This window comes from [Micrococcus luteus] ATCC 49442 (assembly GCF_010367585.1).
GTDB lineage: Bacteria > Actinomycetota > Actinomycetes > Actinomycetales > Micrococcaceae > Arthrobacter > Arthrobacter luteus_A.
In genome coordinates this window covers 188,206-213,881 of the sequence record NZ_JAAAXP010000001.1, presented here as the reverse complement: position 1 = coordinate 213,881, position 25,676 = coordinate 188,206, and the positions used below count along the sequence as shown (strand labels likewise).

The 25,676-nt window shown below is 60.5% G+C and carries 23 protein-coding genes and 2 pseudogenes; 15 read left to right on the top strand and 10 right to left on the bottom strand.

From position 1 onward, the window contains the following. Positions 1-5 precede the first annotated feature (5 nt). The 8 genes from GUV69_RS00955 to GUV69_RS00920 all read left to right on the top strand — a co-directional run bounded on the left by GUV69_RS00955 (position 6) and on the right by GUV69_RS00920 (position 3,986). Positions 6-824 (top strand): hypothetical protein, encoded by an 819-nt coding sequence (locus GUV69_RS00955; protein ID WP_164198913.1) that lies wholly within the window; start codon positions 6-8, stop codon positions 822-824. A gap of 72 nt (positions 825-896) precedes the next feature. Continuing rightward, positions 897-1,496 (top strand): hypothetical protein, encoded by a 600-nt coding sequence (locus tag GUV69_RS00950; protein WP_164198911.1) that lies wholly within the window; start codon positions 897-899, stop codon positions 1,494-1,496. A 42-nt stretch (positions 1,497-1,538) separates the two neighbouring features. Continuing rightward, positions 1,539-1,772 carry a hypothetical protein gene (locus GUV69_RS00945; RefSeq protein WP_164198909.1) on the top strand — a complete coding sequence of 78 codons (234 nt, stop codon included), beginning with the start codon at positions 1,539-1,541 and terminating at the stop codon, positions 1,770-1,772. Positions 1,773-1,964: 192 nt separating this feature from the next. After that, the gene (locus GUV69_RS00940) at positions 1,965-2,531 is read left to right on the top strand and encodes a hypothetical protein (RefSeq protein ID WP_164198907.1); all 567 of its coding nucleotides are present in this window, start codon (positions 1,965-1,967) and stop codon (positions 2,529-2,531) included. Between the two features lie 185 nt (positions 2,532-2,716). Further along, complete coding sequence (locus GUV69_RS00935) at positions 2,717-2,896, top strand: hypothetical protein (RefSeq protein WP_164198905.1); 180 nt, start codon at positions 2,717-2,719, stop codon at positions 2,894-2,896. A 13-nt stretch (positions 2,897-2,909) separates the two neighbouring features. Further along, positions 2,910-3,260, top strand: a complete 351-nt coding sequence (locus GUV69_RS00930; RefSeq protein ID WP_164198903.1) for a terminase — start codon at positions 2,910-2,912, stop codon at positions 3,258-3,260. Next, entirely contained in the window at positions 3,260-3,559 is a 300-nt protein-coding gene (locus GUV69_RS00925) for a hypothetical protein (RefSeq protein ID WP_164198901.1), read from the top strand. Before GUV69_RS00930 ends, GUV69_RS00925 begins: the two co-directional genes overlap by 1 nt. A gap of 82 nt (positions 3,560-3,641) precedes the next feature. Next, positions 3,642-3,986, top strand: coding sequence for a hypothetical protein (locus GUV69_RS00920; RefSeq protein ID WP_164198899.1), 345 nt, complete (start codon positions 3,642-3,644; stop codon positions 3,984-3,986). Positions 3,987-4,171: 185 nt separating this feature from the next. On the opposite strand, the gene GUV69_RS00915 is transcribed toward GUV69_RS00920, so the two are convergent. Beyond that, on the bottom strand, positions 4,172-4,330 hold the full coding sequence (locus tag GUV69_RS00915; RefSeq protein WP_164198897.1) for a hypothetical protein: 159 nt from the start codon (positions 4,328-4,330) through the stop codon (positions 4,172-4,174). Between the two features lie 230 nt (positions 4,331-4,560). Between GUV69_RS00915 and GUV69_RS00910 the strand changes: the two genes are divergently transcribed. Beyond that, positions 4,561-4,974, top strand: a complete 414-nt coding sequence (locus GUV69_RS00910; protein WP_164198895.1) for a hypothetical protein — start codon at positions 4,561-4,563, stop codon at positions 4,972-4,974. A gap of 84 nt (positions 4,975-5,058) precedes the next feature. On the opposite strand, the gene GUV69_RS00905 is transcribed toward GUV69_RS00910, so the two are convergent. The 6 genes and pseudogenes from GUV69_RS00905 to galE form a co-directional block, all read right to left on the bottom strand. Further along, positions 5,059-5,829 carry a TIGR02391 family protein gene (locus tag GUV69_RS00905; RefSeq protein WP_164198893.1) on the bottom strand — a complete coding sequence of 257 codons (771 nt, stop codon included), beginning with the start codon at positions 5,827-5,829 and terminating at the stop codon, positions 5,059-5,061. Between the two features lie 42 nt (positions 5,830-5,871). Next, a complete protein-coding gene (locus GUV69_RS00900; RefSeq protein ID WP_164198891.1) occupies positions 5,872-6,750 on the bottom strand; it encodes a hypothetical protein in 879 nt (292 codons plus the stop codon). 56 nt (positions 6,751-6,806) lie between these two features. Continuing rightward, positions 6,807-7,559 (bottom strand): annotated as a pseudogene (locus tag GUV69_RS00895) (type II secretion system F family protein); the annotation flags it as partial. Continuing rightward, positions 7,556-8,411, bottom strand: a pseudogene (locus tag GUV69_RS00890) (type II secretion system F family protein). The pseudogenes GUV69_RS00895 and GUV69_RS00890, both read right to left, overlap by 4 nt. Continuing rightward, positions 8,411-9,634: a TadA family conjugal transfer-associated ATPase gene (locus GUV69_RS00885; RefSeq protein WP_164198890.1), complete on the bottom strand. Its 1,224-nt coding sequence runs from the start codon at positions 9,632-9,634 to the stop codon at positions 8,411-8,413. The pseudogene GUV69_RS00890 and the gene GUV69_RS00885 overlap by 1 nt, the downstream one beginning before the upstream one ends. 156 nt (positions 9,635-9,790) lie before the next feature. Then, positions 9,791-10,807, bottom strand: a complete 1,017-nt coding sequence (gene galE, locus GUV69_RS00880) for a UDP-glucose 4-epimerase GalE (RefSeq protein WP_164198888.1) — start codon at positions 10,805-10,807, stop codon at positions 9,791-9,793. Between the two features lie 255 nt (positions 10,808-11,062). Here galE and GUV69_RS00875 point away from each other — a divergent pair, with 255 nt between their 5' ends. From GUV69_RS00875 to GUV69_RS00865, 3 genes are all read left to right on the top strand, one after another. Next, complete coding sequence (locus tag GUV69_RS00875; RefSeq protein WP_431197088.1) at positions 11,063-13,501, top strand: GH25 family lysozyme; 2,439 nt, start codon at positions 11,063-11,065, stop codon at positions 13,499-13,501. A 130-nt stretch (positions 13,502-13,631) separates the two neighbouring features. Further along, positions 13,632-14,438, top strand: a complete 807-nt coding sequence (locus GUV69_RS00870; protein ID WP_164198883.1) for a glycosyltransferase — start codon at positions 13,632-13,634, stop codon at positions 14,436-14,438. Positions 14,439-14,442: 4 nt separating this feature from the next. Beyond that, a complete protein-coding gene (locus GUV69_RS00865; protein WP_164198881.1) occupies positions 14,443-15,657 on the top strand; it encodes a lipopolysaccharide biosynthesis protein in 1,215 nt (404 codons plus the stop codon). A gap of 202 nt (positions 15,658-15,859) precedes the next feature. Here GUV69_RS00865 and GUV69_RS00860 read toward each other — a convergent pair whose 3' ends face one another. Further along, positions 15,860-16,240: a DUF2304 domain-containing protein gene (locus GUV69_RS00860; protein ID WP_164198879.1), complete on the bottom strand. Its 381-nt coding sequence runs from the start codon at positions 16,238-16,240 to the stop codon at positions 15,860-15,862. 16 nt (positions 16,241-16,256) lie between these two features. After that, complete coding sequence (locus tag GUV69_RS00855; protein ID WP_164198877.1) at positions 16,257-16,895, bottom strand: glycosyltransferase family 2 protein; 639 nt, start codon at positions 16,893-16,895, stop codon at positions 16,257-16,259. Positions 16,896-16,979: 84 nt separating this feature from the next. Here GUV69_RS00855 and GUV69_RS00850 point away from each other — a divergent pair, with 84 nt between their 5' ends. Beyond that, positions 16,980-18,248 (top strand): glycosyltransferase family 4 protein, encoded by a 1,269-nt coding sequence (locus GUV69_RS00850; protein WP_164198875.1) that lies wholly within the window; start codon positions 16,980-16,982, stop codon positions 18,246-18,248. Positions 18,249-18,532: 284 nt separating this feature from the next. Next, positions 18,533-20,512 (top strand): DUF6541 family protein, encoded by a 1,980-nt coding sequence (locus GUV69_RS00845; protein ID WP_164198874.1) that lies wholly within the window; start codon positions 18,533-18,535, stop codon positions 20,510-20,512. Between the two features lie 1,583 nt (positions 20,513-22,095). Here the strand turns inward: GUV69_RS00845 and GUV69_RS00840 are convergent. Beyond that, positions 22,096-24,192 (bottom strand): acyltransferase family protein, encoded by a 2,097-nt coding sequence (locus GUV69_RS00840; protein WP_164198872.1) that lies wholly within the window; start codon positions 24,190-24,192, stop codon positions 22,096-22,098. A 333-nt stretch (positions 24,193-24,525) separates the two neighbouring features. On the opposite strand from GUV69_RS00840, the gene GUV69_RS00835 reads away from it, so the two are divergent. Then, a complete protein-coding gene (locus GUV69_RS00835) occupies positions 24,526-25,659 on the top strand; it encodes a polysaccharide pyruvyl transferase family protein (protein WP_164198870.1) in 1,134 nt (377 codons plus the stop codon). Positions 25,660-25,676 lie beyond the last annotated feature (17 nt).

The following is a 25,676-nucleotide window of genomic DNA, read 5'->3' as shown; positions in this document are numbered from 1 at the left end:
CCGCCGTGACCCCCTACGAACTCGACCTCGCCGCCCTCAGCGACGGCCGCTACTACGCCAAACGCGCCGAGAAGCCCGTCAAGCTGAAGACCGACTCCGGCGTGACCCTCGAAATCCCCGGCCCCGCCGTCCTCGCCGAGGTCTTCGCCCTCCCCTGGCTCCGCTCCCGGGTTATCGCGTACCGCTCCGGTTCGGCGCTCCTGACCCGCCCGATCGAAAGTGACGCAGACCCCGCCGCCATTCACCAAGGCCACCTTGCAAGCGAGCTCCTAGCGGCCCTCCAGAGCCTCCCAGAGCGCACCAGCGGCGAGGCCGGCCGCCCCTACCGCGACCTTAGGCTCTTCCTCACAGAGGCGTCGCCCGCCACCCGCGACGGCTACCTCTCTGACGTCGTCACCCACACACGGCGCCTCCTGCCCGAGTGGCGCCCACCGGTGCCGCGTATGGAGCGCGGACCCGCCAAGACCGCCGCCGAACGCAAGGCCACGAGCCGCGAGCGCATCCGGCGCGAGGAAGAAGCCAGCACCCGCGACTGGCTGGAAAACTTCCTCATTGGCTGGGGCGACGAAGCCGAAGCCCCCGCCCCCGGCTCCCGCTGGATCGCCGCCGAGCTCTACGCCGACGCCGCCTCCGTTATCAAGGACGCCGTTGAAGACGCCGAGGACGCCCGCGCCTCAAAGGAGGAGCCCGACACGCTCCCCGACGGCACGCCCTACCGTGTGCCCCGCCAGCGCGTCTTCTACTCCGTCGCCGACGAGCTCCTCGGCGCCCGCCGTCGCGGCGCCAAAGGCTCCGCAATGGTTTACGTGATCCCCGGCGCCTAGCACCCCCACAGACCCCCGGCCCGCCCCGGCCGGACCCCAAGAAAGCACCCTCCCGAAAGGAACCCCCACCACATGAGCAGCACCCGAAAGACGACGACAAACAACTCCGGCACCGCGACCTACGTCTACGCCAGCGACGCGCCCCCGGCATGGCTCGTCTCGGCGATCCCCGGCGCCGACAAGGCTAAGGCCGCGTGGGACGCTGAGAACGCCAAGGGCCGCGAACTGTCCCGCGAGTTCCGCGAGTCCGGCAAGGCCCTCGTCGCCTTACGCAATTCCCGCCCGCTGGCCTCCGAGCTCGAACTCGCCGAACGCGCCCACGCCGACAAGGAACATGCGGTCAAAGCCCAGGCCCACCGCGCCCTCGTCGCCCTTCAGAAGTTCGACACCCTCGCCTACTCCGGCCTCGGCACGCCCGAGGCGTTCCGAGCAATGGCCGCCGAGCACGCACTCGCCAAGCACGCCGAAGCCGTCGAGGCATGGGCCACCCTGAAGACCGCAATCACGGAACGCGACCAGGCCCGCAACGCCGCAGGAGCCCCCGGCCACGACTGGCGCGCCTCAGCGCCCGCCCACTACAGCAGCCTCCAGAGCGTCGCGACCGTCGTCGACAGCGTGCTCGACGGCTTCGACCTGCGCGCCCTGAAGCTGACCATCGACGGCGAGCTCTAACCCATGACCGCCGCAAACCTCACCCCTGAAAGGAACCCACACATGAGCTCATACAACATCGCCGACTTGGTCAAGAACGTCCTGAAGACGTCCAAACTCCCAGCAAAATACGAAGACCTCGACGAGCAGACGAAGCGCCGCCTCCAGCGTCAGGCTGACGCCGAAGGGACAACGCCCCACGCGCTCTACGAGGTCATCAAAATGCAGCGCGAGAAAGACCTCCGCGAGGACAGCTTCGACCCCGACGCGATCGCCAGAGCCGCGAGAGGCCGCTGAGCATGGCCTCCCTCCTCGCCGAAATCGCCGCCCTCCTCGCCGATATGGCCGCCCTCGATACCCGCGTGACCGGCCTCGAAGGCCGGTAGCCCCCGCCCACAACTGAACAACACGCCACGAAGGCGCCCGAGAACCCACGCTCTCCGGCGCCTTCGGCGTGCCCCATCCCCTCTCAAAGAAAGCCCCTGCCCCTTGGAACCAACCACGACACTCCCCGAGCGCGTCCAAATCCATATCGCCCGCGACGTTGACCGGCGCATGCAAACCGTCGCCCGGTTCGCCAACAGTGACGCCGCTACCGCCCCGCTGAACCTGACCGCTCCGTTCACCCGGCGTAACTGGCTGGCCCGCGCCCCGGACATTCGCCTCGCCACAATTCGGACCAACATCACCAAGCAGGTAACGGCCCGTCACATCGAGCGGCACGCCCGCCGCGTCGCTGAAGCAGAGGCCACGGCCCCCGCCGAGGACGCCCCGGCCCCGGCTCCGGCGTCCCGCTACGTCGTCGCGTGTATCTCCGGGTGCGGCACGTTCCACCCGGCAACCTCCGGCCGCCCGGTGATCGTAGCGTGCGGCGCACGCGAGAAGGCCGAGGCGCAGAACAAGCAGAACAAGCTCACGTCCCAGGAACTCAGCACGGCTGAACTCAGCGCCCGCCTTCGGCGTGAAGCCGCCGCCTCGGAGTCGGCGCCAACTCTGACGAAGGCACGGAAGAAGCGCCGCCGCGCAACCTGCTCGAACACTCGCAAGAGCGTGTAAACACTCCAACCTCACCGGGGCGCCGTCCTGATTCTCTCGGCGACGTCGCCCCTGGGGGTGGGCATGGGCCCCTCCCCGCCCCCTCCACCCTGACCGGGAGGGCATAGCGCCGCTGGCAAAGCGTGCGTGCCGTGTTTTTCGGCGCATTTGCCCCGTTTTCGACCCTTCCCACCAAAGGAACCACCATGCAACGCTGCACCGGCCCATGCGGCCGCCTCCTCTACGTCTCGGACTTCCCCCGGCGCGGCCTCGGCAAGTGCTGGGACTGCTTCCGAGGCGACGCCCCGGCCCACGAAGGCCACGACAGGCCCTCAAACTCCACCCCTGCCCCCGCTCGGCGCTCCGGCCGCGTCTACGGCTTCTAGAAAGGACTCCACCATGACTGAAGTACCCGCCCATCTAGGCCCAGCTGGCCGCGCACTCTACGAGGCCGCCGTCGACGAGTTCGAGCTCAGCCTCCCCGAACTCGCCGCACTGCTTCAGTCGGCGGAGACGCTGGACACCCTCCGGATCATCGAGGACGAAATCCGCAAGACCGGCCCGGTCCTGCCCACCGGCAGGCCCTCGCCCCTCCTCGCCGAAGCCCGCCAGCAACGAGCAATCCTCGTCCGGCTCCTCGGCCTCCTCGACCTGCGCCTCGACGACGAAGAGACACCCGGCGAGAACGGCGTCCGCCCGTCCGTCTCCCGCGCCGCCCGCAAGGCCGCCCGCGCCCGCTGGAGCCGCTAATGGCCCGCCGTAAGCAGGCCCCGGCCCCTCCGCTTCGCTCGGCGTCGCTGGAGTCCCTGGCCCCGCTGAAGCTGAACGCCGGAGCCGTGGCGACGGTCGGCGTAGTCCGCGCCGCAACTGACGCAGTCCACGCCTTACCTGTCTATACGGCGAGCCTCGAAGCGGCCCGAGCAACCCGCGACGAACAGGCCCGAGCGGCTCACGTCGCCGCCGCCTCGGCCCTGATCCGGCGCACCGCCGAAGCCCACGCAAAGCGCGGCGCCTCGTTTACACGCGCCGAGGCGCTGCCGCCGTTTTAGCCCCGGCGCCCTAAGCAAATCCGGCGCCCCGGCCGACTCCTCTTTTGACCCTCACCCGACAACCTCACAGAAGGAGCTCACTTTGAACCTCTCCCCCGCTGACCTCGCCTTTGTACTCGACGTCTTGGAGCGCCGGGGCCTATTCTCCGCCGCCAAGACCGCCCCTGACGGCCGCCGCCGCGTCGTCGTGGAGGCGTCCCTCGGCCACCACAACGCAAACCGCCTCGCCGCTCTCCTCGGCGCCACGGAGCCGCGCAAGCACGGCACCCGCTGGCGCGTCAGGCTGAAGGGCGAAAACGCAGAGGCCGTTCTCCGCAACCTCATGCCGCACTTCTCCGAGAAGTCTCGCGGCTACGCCGTCGCGGCGCTGGACCGCACGGCCAAGCTCCGCGAACGTCGCGAGGCCCGCCACCGGGACGCGGCGTGAGCGCCGAGCTCTGGCTCAACGGCGTCGATTTGAAAACCAATACTTGAAGCTCTAACCTTGATGTGTCAGAGCGGACCCCACCGCCGAGACACACCCGGCGTCGGACTATCGAGACCCCCGACGCCCCCTAGAACGCCCCTCCGCGAGCCCTCCCCCCATCGGCTCAGCGGAGGGGCTTTTCGCGTTTACCGCGAAGTGTAGGAACCGTCCGGATAGACCTCTATCCGCCGCCCGTCGGCGTCCTCCATAACGACGGCAGGCGCGAGGAGGTCGGCGTCAACCTCGGCGAACATTTCGTCGCCCTCACGCTCCGATTCAATGAGTGCAAAAGTCAGTTCATCCATGACCCAAGATTAATTCGGAACGTCGCGGCAACGCCAGTATGGAACGCCTCGCGCAAGGCGCCTCACACTTGTCGCCGAGGGTGCCGCCACGAACCGTCGAGCGATCTCATGCCCGTGTAACAAAAGGCCCCTCCCCCGACCCCAGGAACAACTTCCTAGGCCGCGAGAGGGGCCTTCTTGCTTTTCCCAGATATGGTGCAGAAACGACTTGATTCACTATTGGGGGAACCATGAAAAAGCTTGCCATGAGCGCTGCCGCTCTTCTGCTCGCCACTGTATTGTCCGGCTGTAGCGGAGCCGCCGAAAGCGCCAGCCCCGCCGCCACGACCAGCACCACACCGGCGCCGACTGTGACGAAGACCGTCACGGCGGCGCCCACACCGACACCGGCGCCCATCAAGACGAGCGGCTCCTACAAGGCCGACCTCACGGCCCTCGGCGTTGTTCCCGATAATGTCAAGAGCTACTCCGACTGGATGGAGGAGCAAATATGCGAGCAGACGGGAACCGGGCTCGGCGTCTCAGTGCGCTCTCTCGGTGGCTATGAGGCGGGCGCCAACGACAGCGTGCGACTAACCGTTGCCTACTTCTGCCCTGAGAAATCACAAGAAGTTGAATCCTATTTGGACTACTTCAAGAAGTAGCTACAAAGGCCCCTCTAAAAGCCCCGGAACTTACTTCCTGGCAGCGAGAGGGGCCTTCACTTCTTTTGGGGGCCGGGGAAATTGTTAGCTCCAGTCCCTTGCGCTGGCCAACGTCTCTAGCTCCAAACCGTCCAGGGCCTCAGCAGGACGGGCGCGCTCCACTGCGCATTCTTCGACCCAGCGGGCAATTACTGAGAACACGGCAAGATGCTCCAACGCTTCGTGCTCCGACAGGTCCGTATCGCCGTGGTGCGCCAATCGATTCCGGATTGCGGTAAATGCGCCTCGCGAAAGGGCCGCAGCGCCCTCCTGCCTTGATCTCCAAGTTTCGCTACTTCTATCACCGGCGAACCTCAGACGCGGCGCTTTTTCTGAGGGCTCATTCACTGAAAAAACGTCAGCACAGAGTTTGGCGTCGCTTATGTCGCGGCGGCCGGACTTGTTTTGGAGTTCCGCGTTCACCATCTTGGCCGCAGTTTCAACTGCGTCGGCATAATGGCCGCTTGCCCATAGCGACTGGGCACCCCGCCATACCCACGGATGCAACCGGTCGGCTCGCAGTTCAGGTGCTTCCGGCTGCAAGTGGTGCGCGATTTCGGACGCGTAAAGCAGTTCGCCGCGTATCTGCTGGATGCGCTTTGTAAGGCCGTCATAGCTTCTCCCGTATCCCCAATCCCATCTATCAAAGAGGAACTCTGCCAAGGCCGTAACAGGGACCATGACGACTTCTAGGCGCGCCTCTGCGATCCTCCGCTGGCCCGCGTCCTTAATCCCGCGAGCCATCCGAACGAGCTCAACGGCTTCTTCCATGTCATCGAGCTTGCTTTGGGCCCATGCAACGCTTTCGGCCTTCATCGAAACATCCTCGCGCCCTGCACTGGCGCCTGGCGACGGGAGTTAGGGGAGCTGACCATGAAGCGCACTCTGCAATCCTTTTGCCCGCTGAATGATCTCAGCGGCTACGTGAGGAGAGAAATTGCTGACCTTGTCGCTCACCCTCCCTTTAATCTCATTAATCAATGAAGCATCTGGTTCTGCCGAGGAATCAGCCGATTCGAGACGATTGATGATCGACATATAAGCCGACACCTCCTCGATGATCGCATCATTTCCTTGCGCCACAGAGGTAACCCGCTCTCCGTCGCTTTTCGCAGACTCCCGCCGCATTATCCGGTGCTCCAATCGGGAGAGGCGTGTAACTACTTCCTCCAAAACCTCAGCAACCGCCGCGCCACCGTCAGTGCTGTCTTCGCGAATATGGCTGAACTTCTCAAAACTCGTCAGAGGCGTGATCAACTCTTCGGTTCTTGACATGGCATAAGTGGAATACTTCCGTAGCATTTCCACTGTTTCCTCAACTGATGCAAGATCAGTGATGTCGTAAAAAATAGTTCGCTGATCCACAATGTCGAAAGGGATGGTTTCCCCTTTGGCGATCAAGTGGACGACCGGCTTCCTCCAACCGTGGGCGATAGCGAGTTCGTAGAAGACGTTCGGATTATGACCGGTGAGGTCCGCAATGACGAGATCGGCTTCCCACAGTTTGCGAATTACGTGCTGGCTGATTGAATCGGGGCTCTCCCCCTCGTCCGCCCTGTGAACGTGCCATTCATCAGCCGGGAGCGCTACTCGAAAGATGTATTTCAATGCATAGGAAGCCTTGCGGTACACCTCAGTTCCAGGAGCTCCAATAGGAGATACAACGAACACTGATTTACGCTTCTGCGGCGTCACGTCCGCCGCTGGAGCCTTCGGTGAGGCCGCTTTCAAGGTCATGTCCATATCGTGCCACAGCGGGGACCTCGTCCACGCACCAAGCGTGACCATTGCGCCCGCTCGACGGCCACGATAATTCCGTCAACAAACCTGACCAGCGGGCCGAGGTCTGTCCGGGCCGAGAACTCCTGAAGGGCTTCCACCAAGGGCTTTCCAGCCCTGGTTTCAGCAAGGATTTTTGAAAACTCCTTGGCCAGTTCGCCGTTCGCGCTGCGGCAGACCCGGTCCAGCGCACCCGTGGCACTTTCGCCCGCGCCGACAGCCAGTGCCATCAGTTCTGCAAGGCTGGGAAACTCCGCCATCATGTGGGACTCCCGTTTGCTGATCTGGACGCCAAGCCAGAAGTCCCGGAAGAGAAAGCCTCCGAGGGCGCTGCCGAGAACCGCCACGACTGCGAGAAATGGACTGAAGCGGCCGGCAGCCGCGCTCAGCATCACGAGCGCCAGCGAAAAGGTGAACCCCGCCGCCGACCAAAGCAGCTGCTCTGCCCGGAAATCCAACGGTGACTTATTGATCCCCGCCTGCGCCAGCCTGCGGGTCAGTGCTTTTGACCCAAGGTTCAATCTGCCGAGGGCGGTGAGGCCGTCGTGAAGCAGCGGACGCACTATGCGTTCCAAGGGCCCGAATGGGGTGGCATTGTGCCCGCTGGCGCGTAACAGCCTGGATTCCAGGTTTTGCGATTTCAGCTGCGGTTCAATGCGCTCGATGAAAGTGAGGGGACGCATAAATGGCAACCGGACGAAAGTCAGCCACAGGCCAATGCCGAGGACGACGCCGCAAACAATCGCGGCTGCAGACATGCCGTTCATCGCAGCACTCTCTCGTCCTTGGGAAGGGCACCGATGCGCAGCATGATGGAGTAACAAATTAGGGACACAACGAGACCGCCCACCAGGACGCCGGCTCCCATAGGCGTGTTGTATGCGTTCACGGCCTCGGGCCAGGGTGGCCAAAAGAAGCATCACAATCCAGGGAGCCGCAACGGCCAAGCGGGCGGCGTTGACCGTCCAGGATTGTCGGGCTTCCAGTTCGCTGCGGGTCCGGGCGTTTTCGCGAAGGAATTCCGCGAGCGTGCCGAGGAGTTTGCCCAGGTCCGAGCCGCCAACCTCGCGGGTAAGTCTGAGCGCCTCGACGATCCGGTCTGCCACCGGATCGGCCAGTCGGTCCTTGAGCTTGTTGAGGGACGCATCAAACTGGCCTCCGGCCCGGTAGTCAGCGCCGAAGTCGCGGAAGACGTGCCGGAGCTCCTCAGGGCCCTTCTCCCCCAGCTGGATCAGGGCCTCCGGCAAAGACAGGCCTGCGCGGATGGCGGACCGCAGGTGATCAACAACGTCCGGCCAGAGCTGGCGCAGCACCGCTGTCCTCCGGTTGGACCGCCACCGGACGATGCTGATGGGAAGCCAGGCGCCGAACAGCCCGAAGCAGAGGGACATCGGCCATGACCCGCTGACGACAAAGAAAATGAGCGCCACAAAAACGCCAAGGCCCAGGCAGGAGGCCACGAGACCAGTTGCCGTGACTTTTTCAATTCCAGCGGATGCGAGCAGGTCCTCGAGGCGGTTGGCCTTGGGGCGGCGTTTCCCGGCGGCGGGCTTTTCCCAGAACGACCACCAGATGAGGAACAGGCCCGTCCCGGCGAATACCCCGAACAGCGGCGCCATCAGCGCGGCTCCAACAGAGCCGCGACGTCGTACCCTGCCCTGGCAAACTTCTCCGCCGCCGGCATGGAGTTGACACGCGGCTGCAGTTGACCGTCCGCCATAGCGAAGACCATGGAGGACTCGATGATGCCGTTTTCCACGCGCCGGCCGAGGGAGAGGATCTCAGTGACCTGCCTGCGGCCGTTGGCGTGCCGGCTGCAGTGAACCACAAGATCGATGCACGATGCCACTGTGGGCACAACAAAGGCGGACGAGATGTTTTCGCCGGCGAGCAACGGCAGGGTGCAGATCTTCGTTACAGCATCGTGGGCCGAGTTTGCGTGGACGGTGCACATCCCGGGAAGACCACTATTTAAGGCGATGAGCATGTCCAGGCTTTCGGCTTCCCGGACCTCTCCTACGACGAGACGGTCCGGGCGCATCCTGAGCGCTTCCTTCACCAGCCGGCGGAGCGGAATCTCTCCTTCGCCCTCAAGGTTCGGCTGCCTGCATTGAAGGCCCACCACATCCCGGAGCGGAAACTGGAGTTCGAAAATCTCTTCGACCGTGATGACCCGTTCCCGGCTGCCGATGCTCGCGGCCAGGCAGTTGAGCATGGTGGTCTTGCCCGCTTGGGTGGCCCCAGAAACGAGGATATTCAGTCCGCTGGAAACGGCGGCGCCCAGAAACCTGGCAGATTGCGGCGTCAGAGTGCCCAGCTCCACCAGGTGTTCCAGCCGGCTGGCCTTCACCACGAACTTGCGGATGTTCACAGCCCAGTGGCGGCGAGTGACATCCGGGATGACGACGTGGAGCCTCGAGCCGTCCGGCAGGGCGGCGTCCACAAAAGGCGAGGACATGTCGAGACGTCGGCCTGAGCTCTTGAGCATTCGCTCTACCAGGTCGCGCACCTGTTGATCCGTGAGGCTTAGGGAGGTCAGTTCCGATTCGCCGTTGCGGGCCACATAGATTTCGTTCGGCGCGTTGATCCAAACTTCCTCGATGGTGGGATCGTCCAACAGCGGCTGAAGCATGCCGAACCCGGCAACAGCGTCAAAGACAAACCTGCGTGCAGCGTCCAGCGGCCCGATCGGAGGCAGGGGTCCCATCAAGGCTCGCTCGTCATAATCGCTGACGGCCGCCTCCACCAGGCGGCGGACCTCGCCAGCCTGACGCAACGGATCCAAACCCTGACGGCGGATCAGCTCGCGGACTTCGTCTTCCACGATGTGCACGGCGTCCATAAGTTCCCCAATACAACTGCCGCCCCCGGTGGAGGCAGTTCAACTGGGATACAGCCTAGGGAGCGTAAGCCATGCAGCCAAGTCAAATGTTGGGGGTTGTGGATAACAATTGCGGACACAGGGCCCGTTTTGTTAGGTCTCGAACCCGCGCTGGACTTAGCTGGCCCCGTAACCCAGTGGGTTTGAATCCTGCCAACGCCAGTGGTCTTCGCACATTTGCCGCAAATCTCGTCTAGCCGCCCAACTCAAATCTGCCAACGCCGCTGACGGATCGGCATAGCTAACCGCAGCATCACCAGGTCGGCGAGCGGCAATTTCGAAAGGTATAGGCCTCCCAACGACGGCTTCAAAGGCTTCTATGACTTCCAAAACCGACGACCCTTTACCGGTGCCAAGGTTCCATCGGAAGACGCCTTTTTTGTTGGCCAAGTAGCCAAGTGCGGCCAAGTGACCGGCCGCCAAGTCCATGACATGGATGTAATCGCGGACACCAGTACCATCGGCCGTGGGGTAGTCGTTTCCGAAGACCAGAACTTTCTCTCGGCGACCCACAGCGACCTGTGCAACAAACGGTAGGAGGTTGTTGGGGATGCCAATGGGGTCTTCGCCAATCAAGCCGGATTCGTGCGCACCCACGGGATTGAAGTAACGGAGCAAGGCGATGCTCCAGCTCGAATCAGCGGCCCCCAAGTCGGAAAGGATGTCCTCGATCTGTTCCTTCGTGCGGCCATAGGGGTTCGTGGCATCCAAGGGCGCTTTTTCGATGAGCGGAACCTCTTCGGAGGCGCCGTACACGGTGGCCGAGGAGCTGAATACCAACTGACGGACGCCATGAGCTTCCATGCAGTGCAACAAGTTGAGCGTTCCCACAACATTGTTCTGGTAGTACCAGAGCGGCTTTTCGACCGACTCCCCGACTGCCTTCAGCCCGGCGAAGTGGATCACTGCCTCGAAGCCACACTCGGCAAAAAGTTCGTCGACGGCCTCAGCATTAAGAAGGTCCAGTTTTCGGAAGTCGACAGTCCTTCCTGTCAGCTGCTCGACTCTCAGTAATGACTCAGGGTTCGAATTCATTAAATTATCGAGCACGACTACGTCGTGTCCCTCTTCGAGGAGACAGAGTGTCGTGTGCGAACCTATGTAGCCGGCGCCGCCGGTAACCAATACCTTCATGCCTGACAGCTTATGAGCATCCATGTAACTCCGCGAAAAGCAGCGGCAGTTGCGACGAGGCAGCCATGGGCCACAACGAATCAGGGGACATGTCCAAGCAGTTCACATTCGCCACACCCGAAACTCTGGTTGCAGCAGACACTGCAGTGTTAGGGTAGGGCGCATTAAGGTCTCGATATACCAGTTCAGTGTCTCCTGGACTGCAACCCCCCAGCGATGCACTGACGGCAGCGTCTCACTGTCCCCGGAGTAAAAATGAAGCGGAAATCCTCGCCCCAGCACCGTCCCCTCTTTCGGCTCGTGGGGACGGCAGTCCTGGCTGCCGCTCTCGTGGCGGGCCCCGGTCTGACGGGCGCAGCCTTCGCAGTTGAATCTGGCCCTCTTCCAACACCGGATTCTACGGCCACAGCATCATCTGGCTCCGCTTCGGAAGTAGCTATGGCGGTGCCCGGTCAGGAAGCAACCACAACCGCGCCCGTTCCGACAACGCCTACCACCGCAGCTCCGTCGCCGTCCGTTGCACAAAGTACGGTGACAACCCCGGCACCAAACACGGACTCCGACGCGGCTAAAGAAGCCATGGCCGAGGCCGTGGGCGAAGGCGGCGCACAGATGGGACAGCGCTCCGCCCGGGTAACGGCTGCGGCCCCGTCGGCCAGCCTGAATAAGGGCACCACGGAGGCCATGTCCACCGAAGGAACCTGGATGCCGACATTCGGCATCCAGGGAATGGATGTGAGCAGCCACCAGACCAGCGTGAACTGGCAGCAGCAGTGGAACATGGGGGCCAGGTTCGCCTATGTGAAAGCGAGTGAAGGCAATTACTACACCAGCCCCACCTACAGCTCGCAGTATCAAGGCGCACGGAATGTTGGAATGATCAGAGGGGCGTATCATTTCGCTATCCCGAACTGGTCCTCCGGCGCCGATCAGGCACGCTACTTCGTTCAAAACGGTGGGGGCTGGACGGGCGACGGATACACGTTGCCCCCCGTATTGGACTTTGAGTTCAACCCCTACGAGGGCCGGACTATCAACGGCTTCTATTTCGGCAATACCTGCTATGGGATGTCGCCGGCGCAACTGACATCCTGGGTCCGGGATTTCGGGAATGCCATGCTTTCCATGACCGGGCGGTTGCCCGCCATTTACACCAATACCTCATGGTGGCGGCAATGTCTCGGCGATCCTACAGGATTCGGGGACTACCCCCTGTGGGTCGCTGCCTACCCAAGCTCGCCGACCAACAATGCCGGACCAGTGCCGTCCAGTTGGGGCGACTACAGTATCTGGCAATACAGCAGCACCGGCCCGCTGGCCGGTGATTCGAATGTTTGGAATGGGAGCTACGCTGGGCTGAAGAGTTTCGCCTCCGGACACGCTGTGAATCAGCAAAGCGCGATTGGGTCTGCATGGGCAGAAGCTGGCGGCGGCGACGGCAGACTCGGTTACCCGATAACCAACGAAATCTGCGGCCTCACCGGAGGCGGCTGCTACCAGGCCTTTGAAAGCGGGACAATCCACTACTCACCCACGTCTGGGGCATTTGCCTCATGGGGTAGTATCCGCGCGGCATGGGGAACCGCCGGGTACGAAAACGGCAAACTCGGGTACCCGGTCACCAACGAAATCTGCGGCCTCACCGGAGGCGGCTGCTACCAGGGCTTCCAAGGCGGCACCATCCACTACGCCCCCGGCACAGGCGCATTTTCCACGACCGGCCCCATCCGAGCCACCTGGGCCACCCTCGGCTACGAAAAGGGCAAACTCGGGTACCCGGTCACCAACGAAATCTGCGGCCTCACCGGAGGCGGCTGCTACCAGGGCTTCCAAGGCGGCACCATCCACTACGCCCCCGGCGTCGGCGCCTACGCCACCTGGGGCGGCATCCGAGCCACCTGGGGCACCCTCGGCTACGAAAAGGGCAAACTCGGGTACCCGGTCACCAACGAAATCTGCGGCCTCACCGGAGGCGGCTGCTACCAGGGCTTCCAAGGCGGCACCATCCACTACGCCCCCGGCGTCGGCGCCTACGCCACCTGGGGCGGCATCCGAGCCACCTGGGGCACCCTCGGCTACGAAAAGGGCAAACTCGGGTACCCGGTCACCAACGAAATCTGCGGCCTCACCGGAGGCGGCTGCTACCAGGGCTTCCAAGGCGGCACCATCCACTACGCCCCCGGCGTCGGCGCCTACGCCACCTGGGGCGGCATCCGAGCCACCTGGGGCACCCTCGGCTACGAAAAGGGCAAACTCGGGTACCCGGTCACCAACGAAATCTGCGGCCTCACCGGAGGCGGCTGCTACCAGGGCTTCCAAGGCGGCACCATCCACTACGCCCCCGGCGTCGGCGCCTACGCCACCTGGGGCGGCATCCGAGCCACCTGGGGCACCCTCGGCTACGAAAAGGGCAAACTCGGGTACCCGGTCACCAACGAAATCTGCGGCCTCACCGGAGGCGGCTGCTACCAGGGCTTCCAAGGCGGCACCATCCACTACGCCCCCGGCGTCGGCGCCTACGCCACCTGGGGCGGCATCCGAGCCACCTGGGGCACCCTCGGCTACGAAAACGGCAGACTCGGATACCCTACGGAGAACCCCCGCTGCCAGTCGACCAGTTCCGAATGCGCCCAGAACTTCCAGCACGGCGCAGTTAGCCTGACGACTGCGGGCACAACCGTTTCGTACAGGTGAGCGTCGTCGAGTAGCCTTAGGTGCATTCCGGATTCACCCCTTCCGTCGTCTGCACGGGATTGCCTGAGCGCCATCGCGTTCCCGAATGGTTGACGCACGCATGACTCGACCACAGCAAGGACCCACCTACATGACTGACTTGCCCGCGCCCCTTGTGTCGGCTGTGGTACCCACTATCCGGTTGGACACATGGTTCGACGAGGCTCTGCACTCACTGCTTGGTCAAGAGGGTATTAACCTTCAACTCATAGTTATTCTTGACGGAGTTGGGGATCATGATCATCACCCGTGGATGGACGACCCCCGAGTCACTGTTTTGAGCAACGAGCACCGGCTTGGGGTTGGGCGGACCCTTAAGAAGGCGATGGAACATGCTGAGGGTGAATTCGTAGCAAGACTTGATGCAGACGATGTTGCAAAGCCAGGCCGTCTGGCGAAACAGGCCAACTATCTGGCAAGTCACCCAGATACCGTGGCCGTTTCGGCCCGCACGGAGCTGATAAACGGCCAAGGTGCCGTAATCGGTGAATTACCCTTCGCCTCGGGCCCTGACGTACGCCCAGCCCTTCTGCTTCAAAATGTCGTAGTCCAATCCGCCGTAATGTTCCGTCAGGGTGATTATCGTGCGGTCGGCGGCTACGAACCCATGCGCCAAATGGAGGATTATCACTTGTGGCTGCGCCTCGCGCAAAGGGGAAAGATTGCGATTCTGCCCGACGTCCTCGCGCAGTACCGTGTTCATGAGACGCAACTAAGCCTTGGAGCAAAGCCCTTTGGTGAGCACATCGTCAAAGTATTGAACGAGCGTCGCAACCTGCGCAGGAGCCTGGGCACATCCGCGTTAGCGGGAATGACGAAGGACTTAATCTGGGCCGGAGTTCAATATTTACGCTATTACGTTCTCGTGCCGGCTAAGCGGCGCTTGCGTAAAGCCTGAAACCATGCTGAAAAATACTATCTGGCTCACTCTAGCCCTAGCTTTTCGCAGTCTCGGACAAGCAGGATTGCTTATTGTATTCGCCCGCTTTGGTTCTGCGGACCTTCTGGGCGAATACACGCTTGCACTGGCGATTACCGCACCGGTCTTTGTCTTTTGTGAATTTGGTCTCCGGACCGTCTACCTCACACACCGGGGAAGCCAATCGTTTAGCACCTACCTCAAGGTGCGGATGGCGACACTAACCCTTGCAACATTGCTGACCTTGGCGATCGGCACCCTCTTCTCACCAGGCATGACGGCAATCCTCCTTCTCGTCAGCCTCCTAAGGGTGGCTGACTCCTTTGGCGAACTGTACTCAGCCCCGCTCCAGCGCCACGGCTCGTTAGCCACCATCCTCATCGCATTTGGCATCAATGCTGCCATGACGATTGGCCTTGGCCTATTAGTTCTGATAATTACCGGCAACCTATTGCTGGTAATCGCAACGCTTACTCTCGTCTCAAGTGCCACGACACTCTTCCTCATGAAGGTCCCTACGGATAGGCTTCTCCGATCCAAGGAGGTGAAGCGTGAAACACCTGAATGGAAATCAGAATACCTTCCGATCATCACGGCGGGTTTGCCGACCGGCATTTCCTGGGGGCTACTTTCGCTGCTGTCCTCAATCCCCCAGTATTTTCTTGCCGCCTACTTCTCCCAAATCGAAGTTGGATATTTCGCGGTCATTCTGTACGTCGTTGTGGTTGTAGAAATCTTCATGAACGCAGTCAGCCAATCATGGATCCCTGCAGCCAAGAATCTCTTTTTAGAACCCGCGTCCTTCTTCCGTAAGGTTATGAGGACTGCAGGAGTTTGGACTGCCGGATTTATCCCAGTTTCGGCAGTAGTTTGTGCGGCAGCGTACATCATGCTCCCCATTGTTTTCGGCGAAAGATTCAGCATCCATTGGCCGGAGGTAATTCCTCTTTACGGGTCCCTGCTGATCCTGCCATTGGTTTTTTTCTCGGCCATGGCCTTGAACGTCGCGAACAATTACTTCGTTGCTCTTTCCACTAGCATACTGGCAGCAGCTATTTCGGCTGGGGTTGCACTTCTGACTATCCCGGGGACGGGGGTTCCGGGCGCGCTCTGGGTCTGCTTTGCGTCCCTCGCCAGTCGCGCAGTGCTGTCCCTGGCAGCACTGGCCCTCACAACTCGCCGGCGTATCCCGGTCTGAGTATGCTGCCGCGTACTTCCGCGGCGTTTGCGCCTTCTAACCGAGGCCATCCCACGTCAATTCGCGCGCGCACTGTCTTCACCTGATATTGGGGCTACAAAACAGTCATAGTGGGAGTACTTCGCGCGCAACTTCCGTCGCTGCGACTACCGGCCTTGTTAAATGCTCATTCGTCAGCGGGAACGAGCACCAAGCCCGAACTTTAGTCGTCCCGATTCAAGTGCAAGCCTCCACTGACACCTTGGGAATCCGGACGAGGAACCTCGTCAATCGCTAGACGCCGGGCGAGCTTGGTCAGGGAGATCTCCATGTGACGGAATCTTTGGTATGTCGTTGACATGAAAACCAACACTGTAACAATGGTTCCGTACAGAACCAGATCGGTGCCCCGACCGACGCCGAAGAAGTTTGCGACGCTAGAGAGCATGGTGGGGAAGAAAATCGAGAGAACCGCAACTATCGCAAACACGATCAGCAGCATTCGCCTAATGGCGAGATGCCGGGCGTTGGATCCGCCCCGCATCAACGCCAAAGAGACAATGATAACCGCAAGGACAAGGGCAATCTGGACGACGATCAGCATGTCGGAGACCTCACTACTACTTGAAGAACAGTTCGAAGACGATGTTGACGGCGTTAAGCAGGGATTGGCCCTTGGCCTTGGAATAATCGGTATAAATGATCTCAACGGGGTGTTCCACATACCGGGGGCGCATCTTCGCCAATTGGTGCACAAGTTCCGACGCATGGGCCATGCGGTTCTGAGTGAGGTGAATTCGGCCAGCCACGGACGGGCTGATTGCTCGAAGCCCATTATGTGCATCGGTTAGATCCATGCCCGTCGACAAGCGGGACTGAATGGCCGCGGTCCGGAGCACTAGACGCTTGGCAGGGGACAACTTAGTCCGCTTATCCAAGAAACGGGAGCCCAATACGATTTCCGCCTCGCCGCTGCGAATCCGTTCGACCATGGCTTTCGCATCCTCGATACGATGCTGACCATCGGCGTCAAACGTTACTATGCAGTCCAACTCTGGGTCCTGAAGAACGAATTCGAACCCGGTTTGAAGTGCCGCGCCCTGTCCTAGATTGATCGGGTGCTGAACAACCACAGCACCAGCGGCCCTCGCAGCATCCTGCGATCCGTCGGAGCTGCCGTCGTCAATGCAGACAACGTTGGGAAACTCCTTCCGGAGCTCCGCCACTACACCGCCTACGACGGAAGCTTCGTTGTACATAGGGATAACGAACCAAGTGCGACTCACAAGAGTCCAGTATTCCATATGCACGGACATCAACTTCCGACGTCGACACCAAGCGCTATGATTGGCACACTTATGCCCGGCACATCGGGCCGTCGCCAAGTCCATGCGACGGCGGCGAGCAGCCCCAAGAGAAAGCTGCAAGACACGTTGACTGCCACTACTCCTCCTGTCCCCGAGTCCACACGCCATATTGCCTTCGTCGTAAACAATTACCTTCCCAATGTCGGAGGCGTCGAGTTCCACGTTGCCGCATTGGCGAAGCATCTCGCCGCGTTGGGAATTCGGGTCACCGTCTTCGCTCTCGACAACAACACACCGTCAGAACCGTTTGCCAACCCCAAAGTTGTTCGTCTCAAGTGCTCTCCAGCCGTTGGGGGCGTTCTTGCTTGGCCTTGGCCCGGCACTACGAGTAAGATACGGCGCGAGTTGACTGAGAGACATGTCACGGCCATCTCCACACATACGCGGTTCTTTCCGATGTCTATGATTGGTGTTCGCCTTGCAAGACGTCTTGGCATTCCCTCCCTCCACACCGAACATGGTTCAGCTGCCGTAAGAGGGGTTTCGCCGCTCGTGGCGATGGCCAGCAATATGATCGACAAGACAATGGGCAGGATCGTCCTCCGCGGGGCCACGGAAGTTCTTTGTATTTCCGAAGGGTCAAAAGAGTTTGTTAAGGAACTCGCAGGCGTGACAGGTCAGGTATTCCATAATGCCATTGACACAGACGCCTTCTATAAAAAGCCAAGCCAGGAAACTGCTGTCTCCGACAGGCCGGAGCAGCGCAGGAAGCTGGTTTATGTCGGACGGATCGTGCCAGGCAAAGGATGGGACGTCGCTCTGTCAACGGCCGAGACTCTCGCCTCCGACTACCCAGACATTCAACTGCATCTCGTCGGGGATGGCTCGGACATGGCCTCACTTGAAGCGAGGGCCGCAACCTCAATTCTTGGCGACAGACTCGTCATCCACGGTCGGCAAGAGACGGATCGGATTGCTGACCTGCTCCGCGGCAGCGTATTCCTAAATCCCACAACCCTTTCTGAGGGCTTCCAGACGACTTTGCTCGAGGCTGTCGCTGCCGGGGCCGCAATCGTCAGCACTCCGATCGGCGCGGCGCGCTATCTGCTGGATTCGGGAGCGGATGTCCGTCTTGCTCCGGTCGACGATTCCCATGCATGGAACGCGCACGTCAGGAAGGCGCTGAACGCGCCCGTAGTGCAGCCCGCCCGCGAACTTGTGGAGTCTTTCGATTGGAATCAGCGTGCCGTCGAGTACCTGAAGATCACAGAGAGCTGCACACAGGCAGCCCACAGCCCTAAGTGACCATTGACAGGCTTGGCTGACGGCCACCGCGTCGGGTCTGTCGACGTAAGACTTTGCTATGGTGGCAGAGCCTGTGTACTCCCTCCGCGTGGTCGCTTCCTGCCGTCCGCGGTGCCGGGGTTTCGTCGTGGACTACTCCTGGACGAAGGCATACGCCGTGCAGAAAACAGAGTGGCCACGCGCGGCTATTGCTGCCGTTCTGTCTGCATTGCGGCACGACACGACTTTAGGCCGGCCGCTGGTGACCAATTAGCCAAACGTAAACGAACGGGGACTTACTCTCTATGACCTGGTGGAACGTCCTGCCCGAAATGGCGGCGGCTCTTGCTCTCGTCTTTGCGCCGGGCTTGATCCTTGCATATTGCATTGGTGTTAGAGGGCTGGGGCTGGTTGGGCTTGCGCCCCTGCTGACGGTTGCCATCTTTGGAGTAGCTGGCATCGCCGCAGGATTCACGGGAATCCCCTGGAACCTCCTGCCGGTTACCTTGACCACCCTCGGAGCGTCCGTCGTGGCCTGGACCCTGTCCAGGTTTCTCTGGAAAACCTCTGCTGCTCCGGTAGAGAAGGTCTCGTTCCACGTCGTGGCCGGGGCAGCACTTGGCATAGCGTTCGGCGCATTTTTCGTCGGTCGCCGAATGCTCCAGGTCATAGGTAGCCCGGAAAACTTTGCGCAACGATTCGACAATGTCTTCCACCTCAACGCTATCCAGTACATCAACCAGACGGGCAATGCGTCTTCGCTTACCCTCGGAAACATGGTGGGTGCCGAGGGTGGTAGCGCCCTGTACCCATCGGCATGGCACAGTATCGCGGCCCTGATTGCACAGGTCTCCGGGTCAAGCGTCGTCATCTCTGAAAACGTTCTTAACATTGTCATCGCCGCAATCATCTGGCCCACTGCGTTGATGTTCCTCGTGCGGACGATTGTTGGCTGGCGACCAATCGCGCTCGCTTTGGCCGGGGCGTTTAGCGCAGGTTATGCGGCGTTTCCAATTTCCATCATGGATTTTGGCCCCCTCTACCCCAATATCCTTGCGTATGCCATCCTGCCTGCCGCCACTGCGGTCCTGGTTCAACTCTGCAATTTGGGGGCCACCCATGGCACCAACAGATCAACCCTGTGGATGATTCTCGTCGTGGCCATTCCTGGTCTAGCTTTATCTCAGACCAATGGACTGCTCGCACTGGTAGCGTTTGCTCTTCCAATGGGACTGGCGGCTGCGTGGACGCAATGGCTAAGAGTCCGGAGTGCTGGCGCAAACGGCTTAAAGTTCTACAAGCTTGCGGCTGGAACCGGGGTTGGCCTCCTGGCCTTCGTCGTATTCTGGAAACTCCTGCGACCCCTAGCTGAGTACGACGGGTGGGCCCCCTTCACGACTCAGGCAGGCGCCGTTGGCGAGGCTGTCGTTAATGGTGCAATAGGCCGGCCCCCTGCCTGGGTCGTATCGATCCTCGCGCTAATCGGAATCCACCGAGTACTGCGCAACTACGCTAAGCCATGGATCTTTTTCTGCTGGCTTATGCCAGTGGTCCTTTACGTCACCACGGCATCAACGCCTAAAGGCTTCTGGCGGAGCCTTCTCACGGGCGGCTGGTATCAGGACAGCTACCGACTGGCGGCGCTTCTTCCCATATTCTCAGTAGTCTTAGCGGTTATTGGCAGCCTGTTCCTCTGGGATGCAATAAGGCCTCGTCTGAAGCCAGGAGCAAACCGCCTAGCGGAATCAATACGCGCCAAGTACCCGACGGCCGTTCTAGGCACGTGCGCGGGGCTCTTTGTCTTGGCATTGGCCGCTGCTTCACAATATGGAACCATGGGGCTTATTACCAAGGAAGCCAGCGCCGCCTACATCATGGATTCAACAGCACCGATCGTCGATTCCGACGAGCTCGCAGTAATCAATCGCCTATCACGGACAGTACCGGCGGGTGACGTCATCGCGGTCAATCCCTGGAACGGAGGGGCACTAGCATATGCACTGTCCGGAAGGAACGTCACAAATTACCACATGTTTACTGCCGATGATCCCGATCGAAAGAAGATCGAGAAAGAGATTGGCCTGGCTCATCCAGACTCCGATGTTTGTGAAATTGTAAAAGAGCGCCGCGTCAAATACATTTTGGACTTCGGAAACAAGTACTTGGCCAATTCTGCGGCCGCAAATGACTATCCCGGCCTCGTAGACGTGAAAGATTCGGCGTCCGTTGAACTCGTCGACGTCCAAGGCGATGCACGATTGCTACGCGTCGTTTCTTGCGGCTAGCACGGACGGCTTTCCACATCACGCTGAGGACGCGGTTCGACGCGCAGAATCCAACGTGCCGCAGCATCCCCAGTAGGATCGTCAGCACTGAGAAGGACAGCGCCGAGACCGCGACGCATGGTTCGTTTGGACGGCATCGGACAGAATTTACGGACTGACCGCTTCTGAGCAGCAGCAGGTTCAGAGGCGCGAAGCTCAGGGGACAGCCCACTAATAAGGCCCATTTAGCTCCAGTAGGAATGAACCCCGTGCAACTCGACACCGAGGATGCTCTATGAGTGATCATGGCCATTGACCGCCGTCGGCGGGCGTAGAGCCGGGATGGCACCAAGCCCCAAGCCAGACGGTCTTTTGCTGGCTCTTCCACTTTTAGCGTGGCGGCAGGTGTTCAGCAGGCTTGTTGGGCTGCTGTGTACAACACTAGCCGGAGCCTGTAAGGTCCGGGCAGCGCCAAACACGTTTGGCCCACAGCAGCCGCACCGGCTGGCCGAACAGGGAATGTCATGGAGCCGGACCTGGCGGCGTCCGTGGCCGACCGCGACGACGCCGCAGTCCGGGCAACCGGCGAGGTCCACACCGGTTTCGACGCCCAGCACGAGGCCAGTCCTGGTTGCCGTGACGGAGCTGACGTGGACGCCCTCGACACCGAGCAGCGCATCCGCGCGCATGCACCAGCGGCCAGCAGAACAAGACATAGAGTTATTCATGTCAGGGTCTCTTTTTGGTTTTGGTTGCTTGGTCGCTACCAATTCAAAGAGGCCCTGACCTCTTTCCTGCCGCACCACGCCGCACCGCAGAATACCTACGCGATGGCGCCATCCTCAGACTGCGCATCCATGCTTATCTGCGAAGGCCCCTCAAAGGCAACAGCTACCGGCTCAAGAAGCACCAACCCGACGCCAGTACGGCACAACAGAACAACAACCCCGTGGCCCCGTTTTCAGTTGGCACTAATGGCCCTATTTTCGGTTGGCGTTAACAGCCAGCCATCAGCCTGCTGGTCAGCCGGGGCCGCCACGGAATTTCATCGGTGGTCTGTGACCGCCGCAGACACTCCGATTCCAGGCGCGCCACCCGCCGCTTCCGGGCATGGACCTCCTCCGGCGCCCCGGCCGCACTGGACGTCCCGGACGTGATGGACCGGGCGGCCTAGACCCTGCAAGAGAGGGCGCCGCAGGCCGGGCAGGCGCCTACCCGTTCGACGGGCTCGACCAGCACATTGCGGATGTCGCCGGAACGCTCGGCAGAGAGCACAACATGGCCCTCCAAATTAATCAGAATCGACGCGGCATCTCACGTCTGCGTGACCTCCAACGAGGCAACAACACCCATGCTCGCAGGGCTAAGAGCCCCTTCGTTTGAAGACACCACGCTAAGAGTTGATGAGCCCTTTGGCTGGATTCGGCTTCGACTACTCGGACCAGGCGAGCGAGCCCGGCCAAGAGCACGCTTGGCAGCCATGCGACAAGATGCGGGCAGGATCTCCAAAAAGCCAGCGGGCAAAGCCCATTGGCGGCACCCGACAGGCGTTGGCTCTTAGTGAAGCACGCGGACAACGTGCGACGGGACTTTCGTAGACTCGTCTACAGCTGGGCCTCGATCATAGGGCGGAGCAGCCGGCTGAATTCCTTGTTTAGATGATTGGCATCGTAGTAAACCACCACGCCACCGATGGCACCGTAACAGCTATTTGAGTCACAGAAGTAGTCCGTCAAATCAACTAAAGTCAACGACTCACTCTCATATGTCCTGGCCGCAGATACCATTGGGTCTTCCGGAGCAGCGATCCGGCGGGCCACTGCACACTCCGCTGGATTATCCACATGGAGCTGTACGCAGTCGGCAGACCTAACATCAACGTTTAGGGGCGGGTCCGCCAGAACCACCACCCTGCTGCCACCAACTGTCCAAGTGTCCCAAACGGCTCGGAAGCCCTCAGCGTATTGCTCGGTCGGGGACCTTCCCGAGCCATCGTCGACCAACTCGTTGCGAGCGAAAGACGAGGTGAAGACGTATTCAGGCTGGTCTGCGGCGACAGTGGCGACCATGGCACGGCTCCAGGACCTGCACTCGTTAATGCTGGTCTCGTCCCCAGCTGATCCGTAACCCATGTAAGAAACAGCTGCTGGCGGGCAGCCGCCAAGGTAGCTGATCTTCAGAATCCACTTGTTGCTCTTTGCAAGATCCAGCATTGGAGCCTGCCATTGTTGGGCATGGGAGTCGCCCACCAGCCATACAGTCGTCGGATTTTCAGCGCCCTTAGAAAAGTCGCAAAATTTTGTTGTCTTCTTGTCACCGACGAGGAGAATGTCTTGATGATCTCCACATTCAGGTGGTGTCGAATAGTAGTTATTGGCATCGCTCATGGTTGAAACAAGAGGCTTACCGAATTTATCGTCACAGTCCTCAGGCCGATCCATCGCTCGAGGACCGTAACAAGGCGATGACCTTTGTTCAAAAGTGATTCGTTCAGCTTCGGCAGCACGGGCTTGCTGGGCCTGCCCAACGCCTGCCCCTGCTGCGGCGATGACAGCCATACTCACTAGCATCCAAGCGATCGTCTTAAGGGCGGGTCTGGACTTCGGCTTAAACTGTATGCCTTTGTCTTCGACCCATAGCTTCGTCCCCCAAGCTAACAACACAGAAACGATAAGCAACAAAACCTTGCTAGGAGTCTGCAGTTCAGCACCAAGCGCAAAAGGACCTAACACTATTAGCGGCCAGTGCCACAGATATAGCGAATACGAGATATTGCCAACAAATTGCACCGCCGGCAACGACGTGGCCCTGCTGAGCCACTGAGGTTCTCGTCTCATTCCGCCAGCGATAACCATCGCCGTACCAACGACGGGCACGAGGGCAGCAGTGCCCGGAAACGGAGTCTGAGGGTTGAAGGCAATTCCGCTGCCTGCTATAGCGATTAACCCAACGATAGAAGCAACGTTAGCGGTCAAACCGTTTAGTCGTATACGTGGAGCAATCAACGCCAACCCGGCACCGATGCCGAATTCCCAAAGCCGCACGGGTGTGTAGAAGTAAGCTTCGTGCCGACCGGCATTTGCGAGGTAAGAAGACAGAACCAGTGATCCGACGGTCATCGCCGCAATACCGTAAACCATTGCAGTACGCCGGTTGATTCCAATCCGCCCGGCCAACGCTGCAAACGCAACCAGAACGAGGGGCCAAGCGAGATAGAACTGTTCCTCCACGGATAATGACCAAAAGTGCTGGGCTACGGTGGCCGAATTTGTTGAGGCAGAATAGTCGACGGCGTTAGCGGCAAGCAGCCAGTTCTCTACGTAGAAGGCACTGGCAACGGTCTGCAGTGCGGTGTCGCCCCATCTTGAAAAGGGAAGAACGAACACCGCTGCGACCAAGGAGATAATCAGAACTAAGAGAGCAGCAGGAAGGAGCCGACGAATGCGTTTCGAGTAGAAAGCTGCAAAGTTGAGCTGTCCGGTTGAGAAAATCTCCTTGGACAGATGAGTCGTGATAAGAAACCCCGATATGACAAAGAAGACATCCACACCAACATAGCCGCCTGTTAGGCGGCCAGGCCAAAGGTGCCCGAGCACAACCAGCACGACCGCCAGGGCGCGAAGCGCCTGTATGTCCGCTCTAAAGCCATTCCGATTCTTATGCGGCGCCGATGTTCGGACCTCGGTCGGACGGATTTTCACCGAACCATCCTCGTGAAGAACTGCTCGACTGATTGACACGCTTACTCTTGCTCCTCGGGGTTCTGCACTCACTGGTTCGGGCCCGCGACAGACTATGCCACCAGTCACCGCGCTCCAAGCCAAATCCTGTTTAATGGCTGGAAGTACCATCATGTACGGGCCATATATCCCAAAGGCCCGACGGCCAATGATACCGGGAACCTAGGTACTAGGCATTTCCAGCTCCAAACGCTCGGCCCTCAGTTGGCGCCAATGATTCTGCTGTGGCGTCTTCAACCCCCGACGCCGGGTCCGGAATCAGGTAGTGAAACTAGAAGGTGTTAACCTTGGCCGATGACTGAAAACCTCTACCTCGTTGCTTCCGGAGGGAATCCTAACTACGGCGATGAACTGATCGTGGCCTCTTGGCTGCGATTTCTGGCCCGCGTCCGACCCGATGCCACTGTTTGGCTGGACTGCCCTCAGCCGGGTACCGCAAGCGCCCTGTTCGCTGGAATCCATCCCGGGTTCCACGCCACCAACACCCTCTGGCGTTCTTGCGCAGAAGCCCCCGACCAGTCTGCCCAGGCCGTATGGGAGCATGTGGACAATGCAGTAACCCGCGGCGGTACGCCAATGTATGACGTCGGGCTCATGGCGTTGGGGCAGGCGGATTCGATCCATCTTCTGGGCGGGGGCTACGTGAACGGGGTTTGGCCGGACCACGTGGGGCTGGTCGCGGGAATGGCCGCGGCGCAAAGGCTGAACGGATGCAGGCTCGCAGGTTCTGGGCTCGGCCTCATGCCGCTACCTGAGAACGCGGAACAATTAGCAAAGACTTTTGGGGACTTCTCGGACGTCACCGTCCGCGACGACGCCAGTGCAGAATTCCTTGGCTTAGAAACGGGACTGGACGATGTCTTCCTGGGCATTCTCCATGAGCTACGACGGAGCGCTGAGTCCCCCCTCGTTCAGTCCCGTGCCAAAGACGTGATGCTTTGCATCCAGAGCGATATGACCGACGCAGATACCTTCTCACGGCTCAGGGACAAACTGCGGGTAGTTGTCGAAAACTCTATGGCCGCAGGCCTCTCTGTCGGTTACGCGGAGGCAATCCCGGGCTCCGATCGGAGGATGTTTGACGCCCTTGGCGGGATCATCCCGGAAGAGAACTTCGTCCCGTTTACGCAGGTCTGGAACGATGGCTTGCCTGTCCGCCGGGGACAACAGTGGTACACCACCAGGTTTCATCCGCACATGGTTGCTGCGGCCGCGGGGGCGAAGGGCGTGGCCATCGGCATCCTCGACGACTACTACGACATCAAGCATCGCTCGCTACTGGATCTGGGTTCCGGCTGGACCTACGCGTCCGCAAGCAGCCACAACGAACTTCCTGAACCCACCGGCTCCCCGGAATTCGAAGCTACCGCGGCCCGGTTGGCGAGCAGGAAGAGAACGGAAGCCCTGGCATTGTATCCGGTCCGCTGAGAGGCTGGCATGAGAAG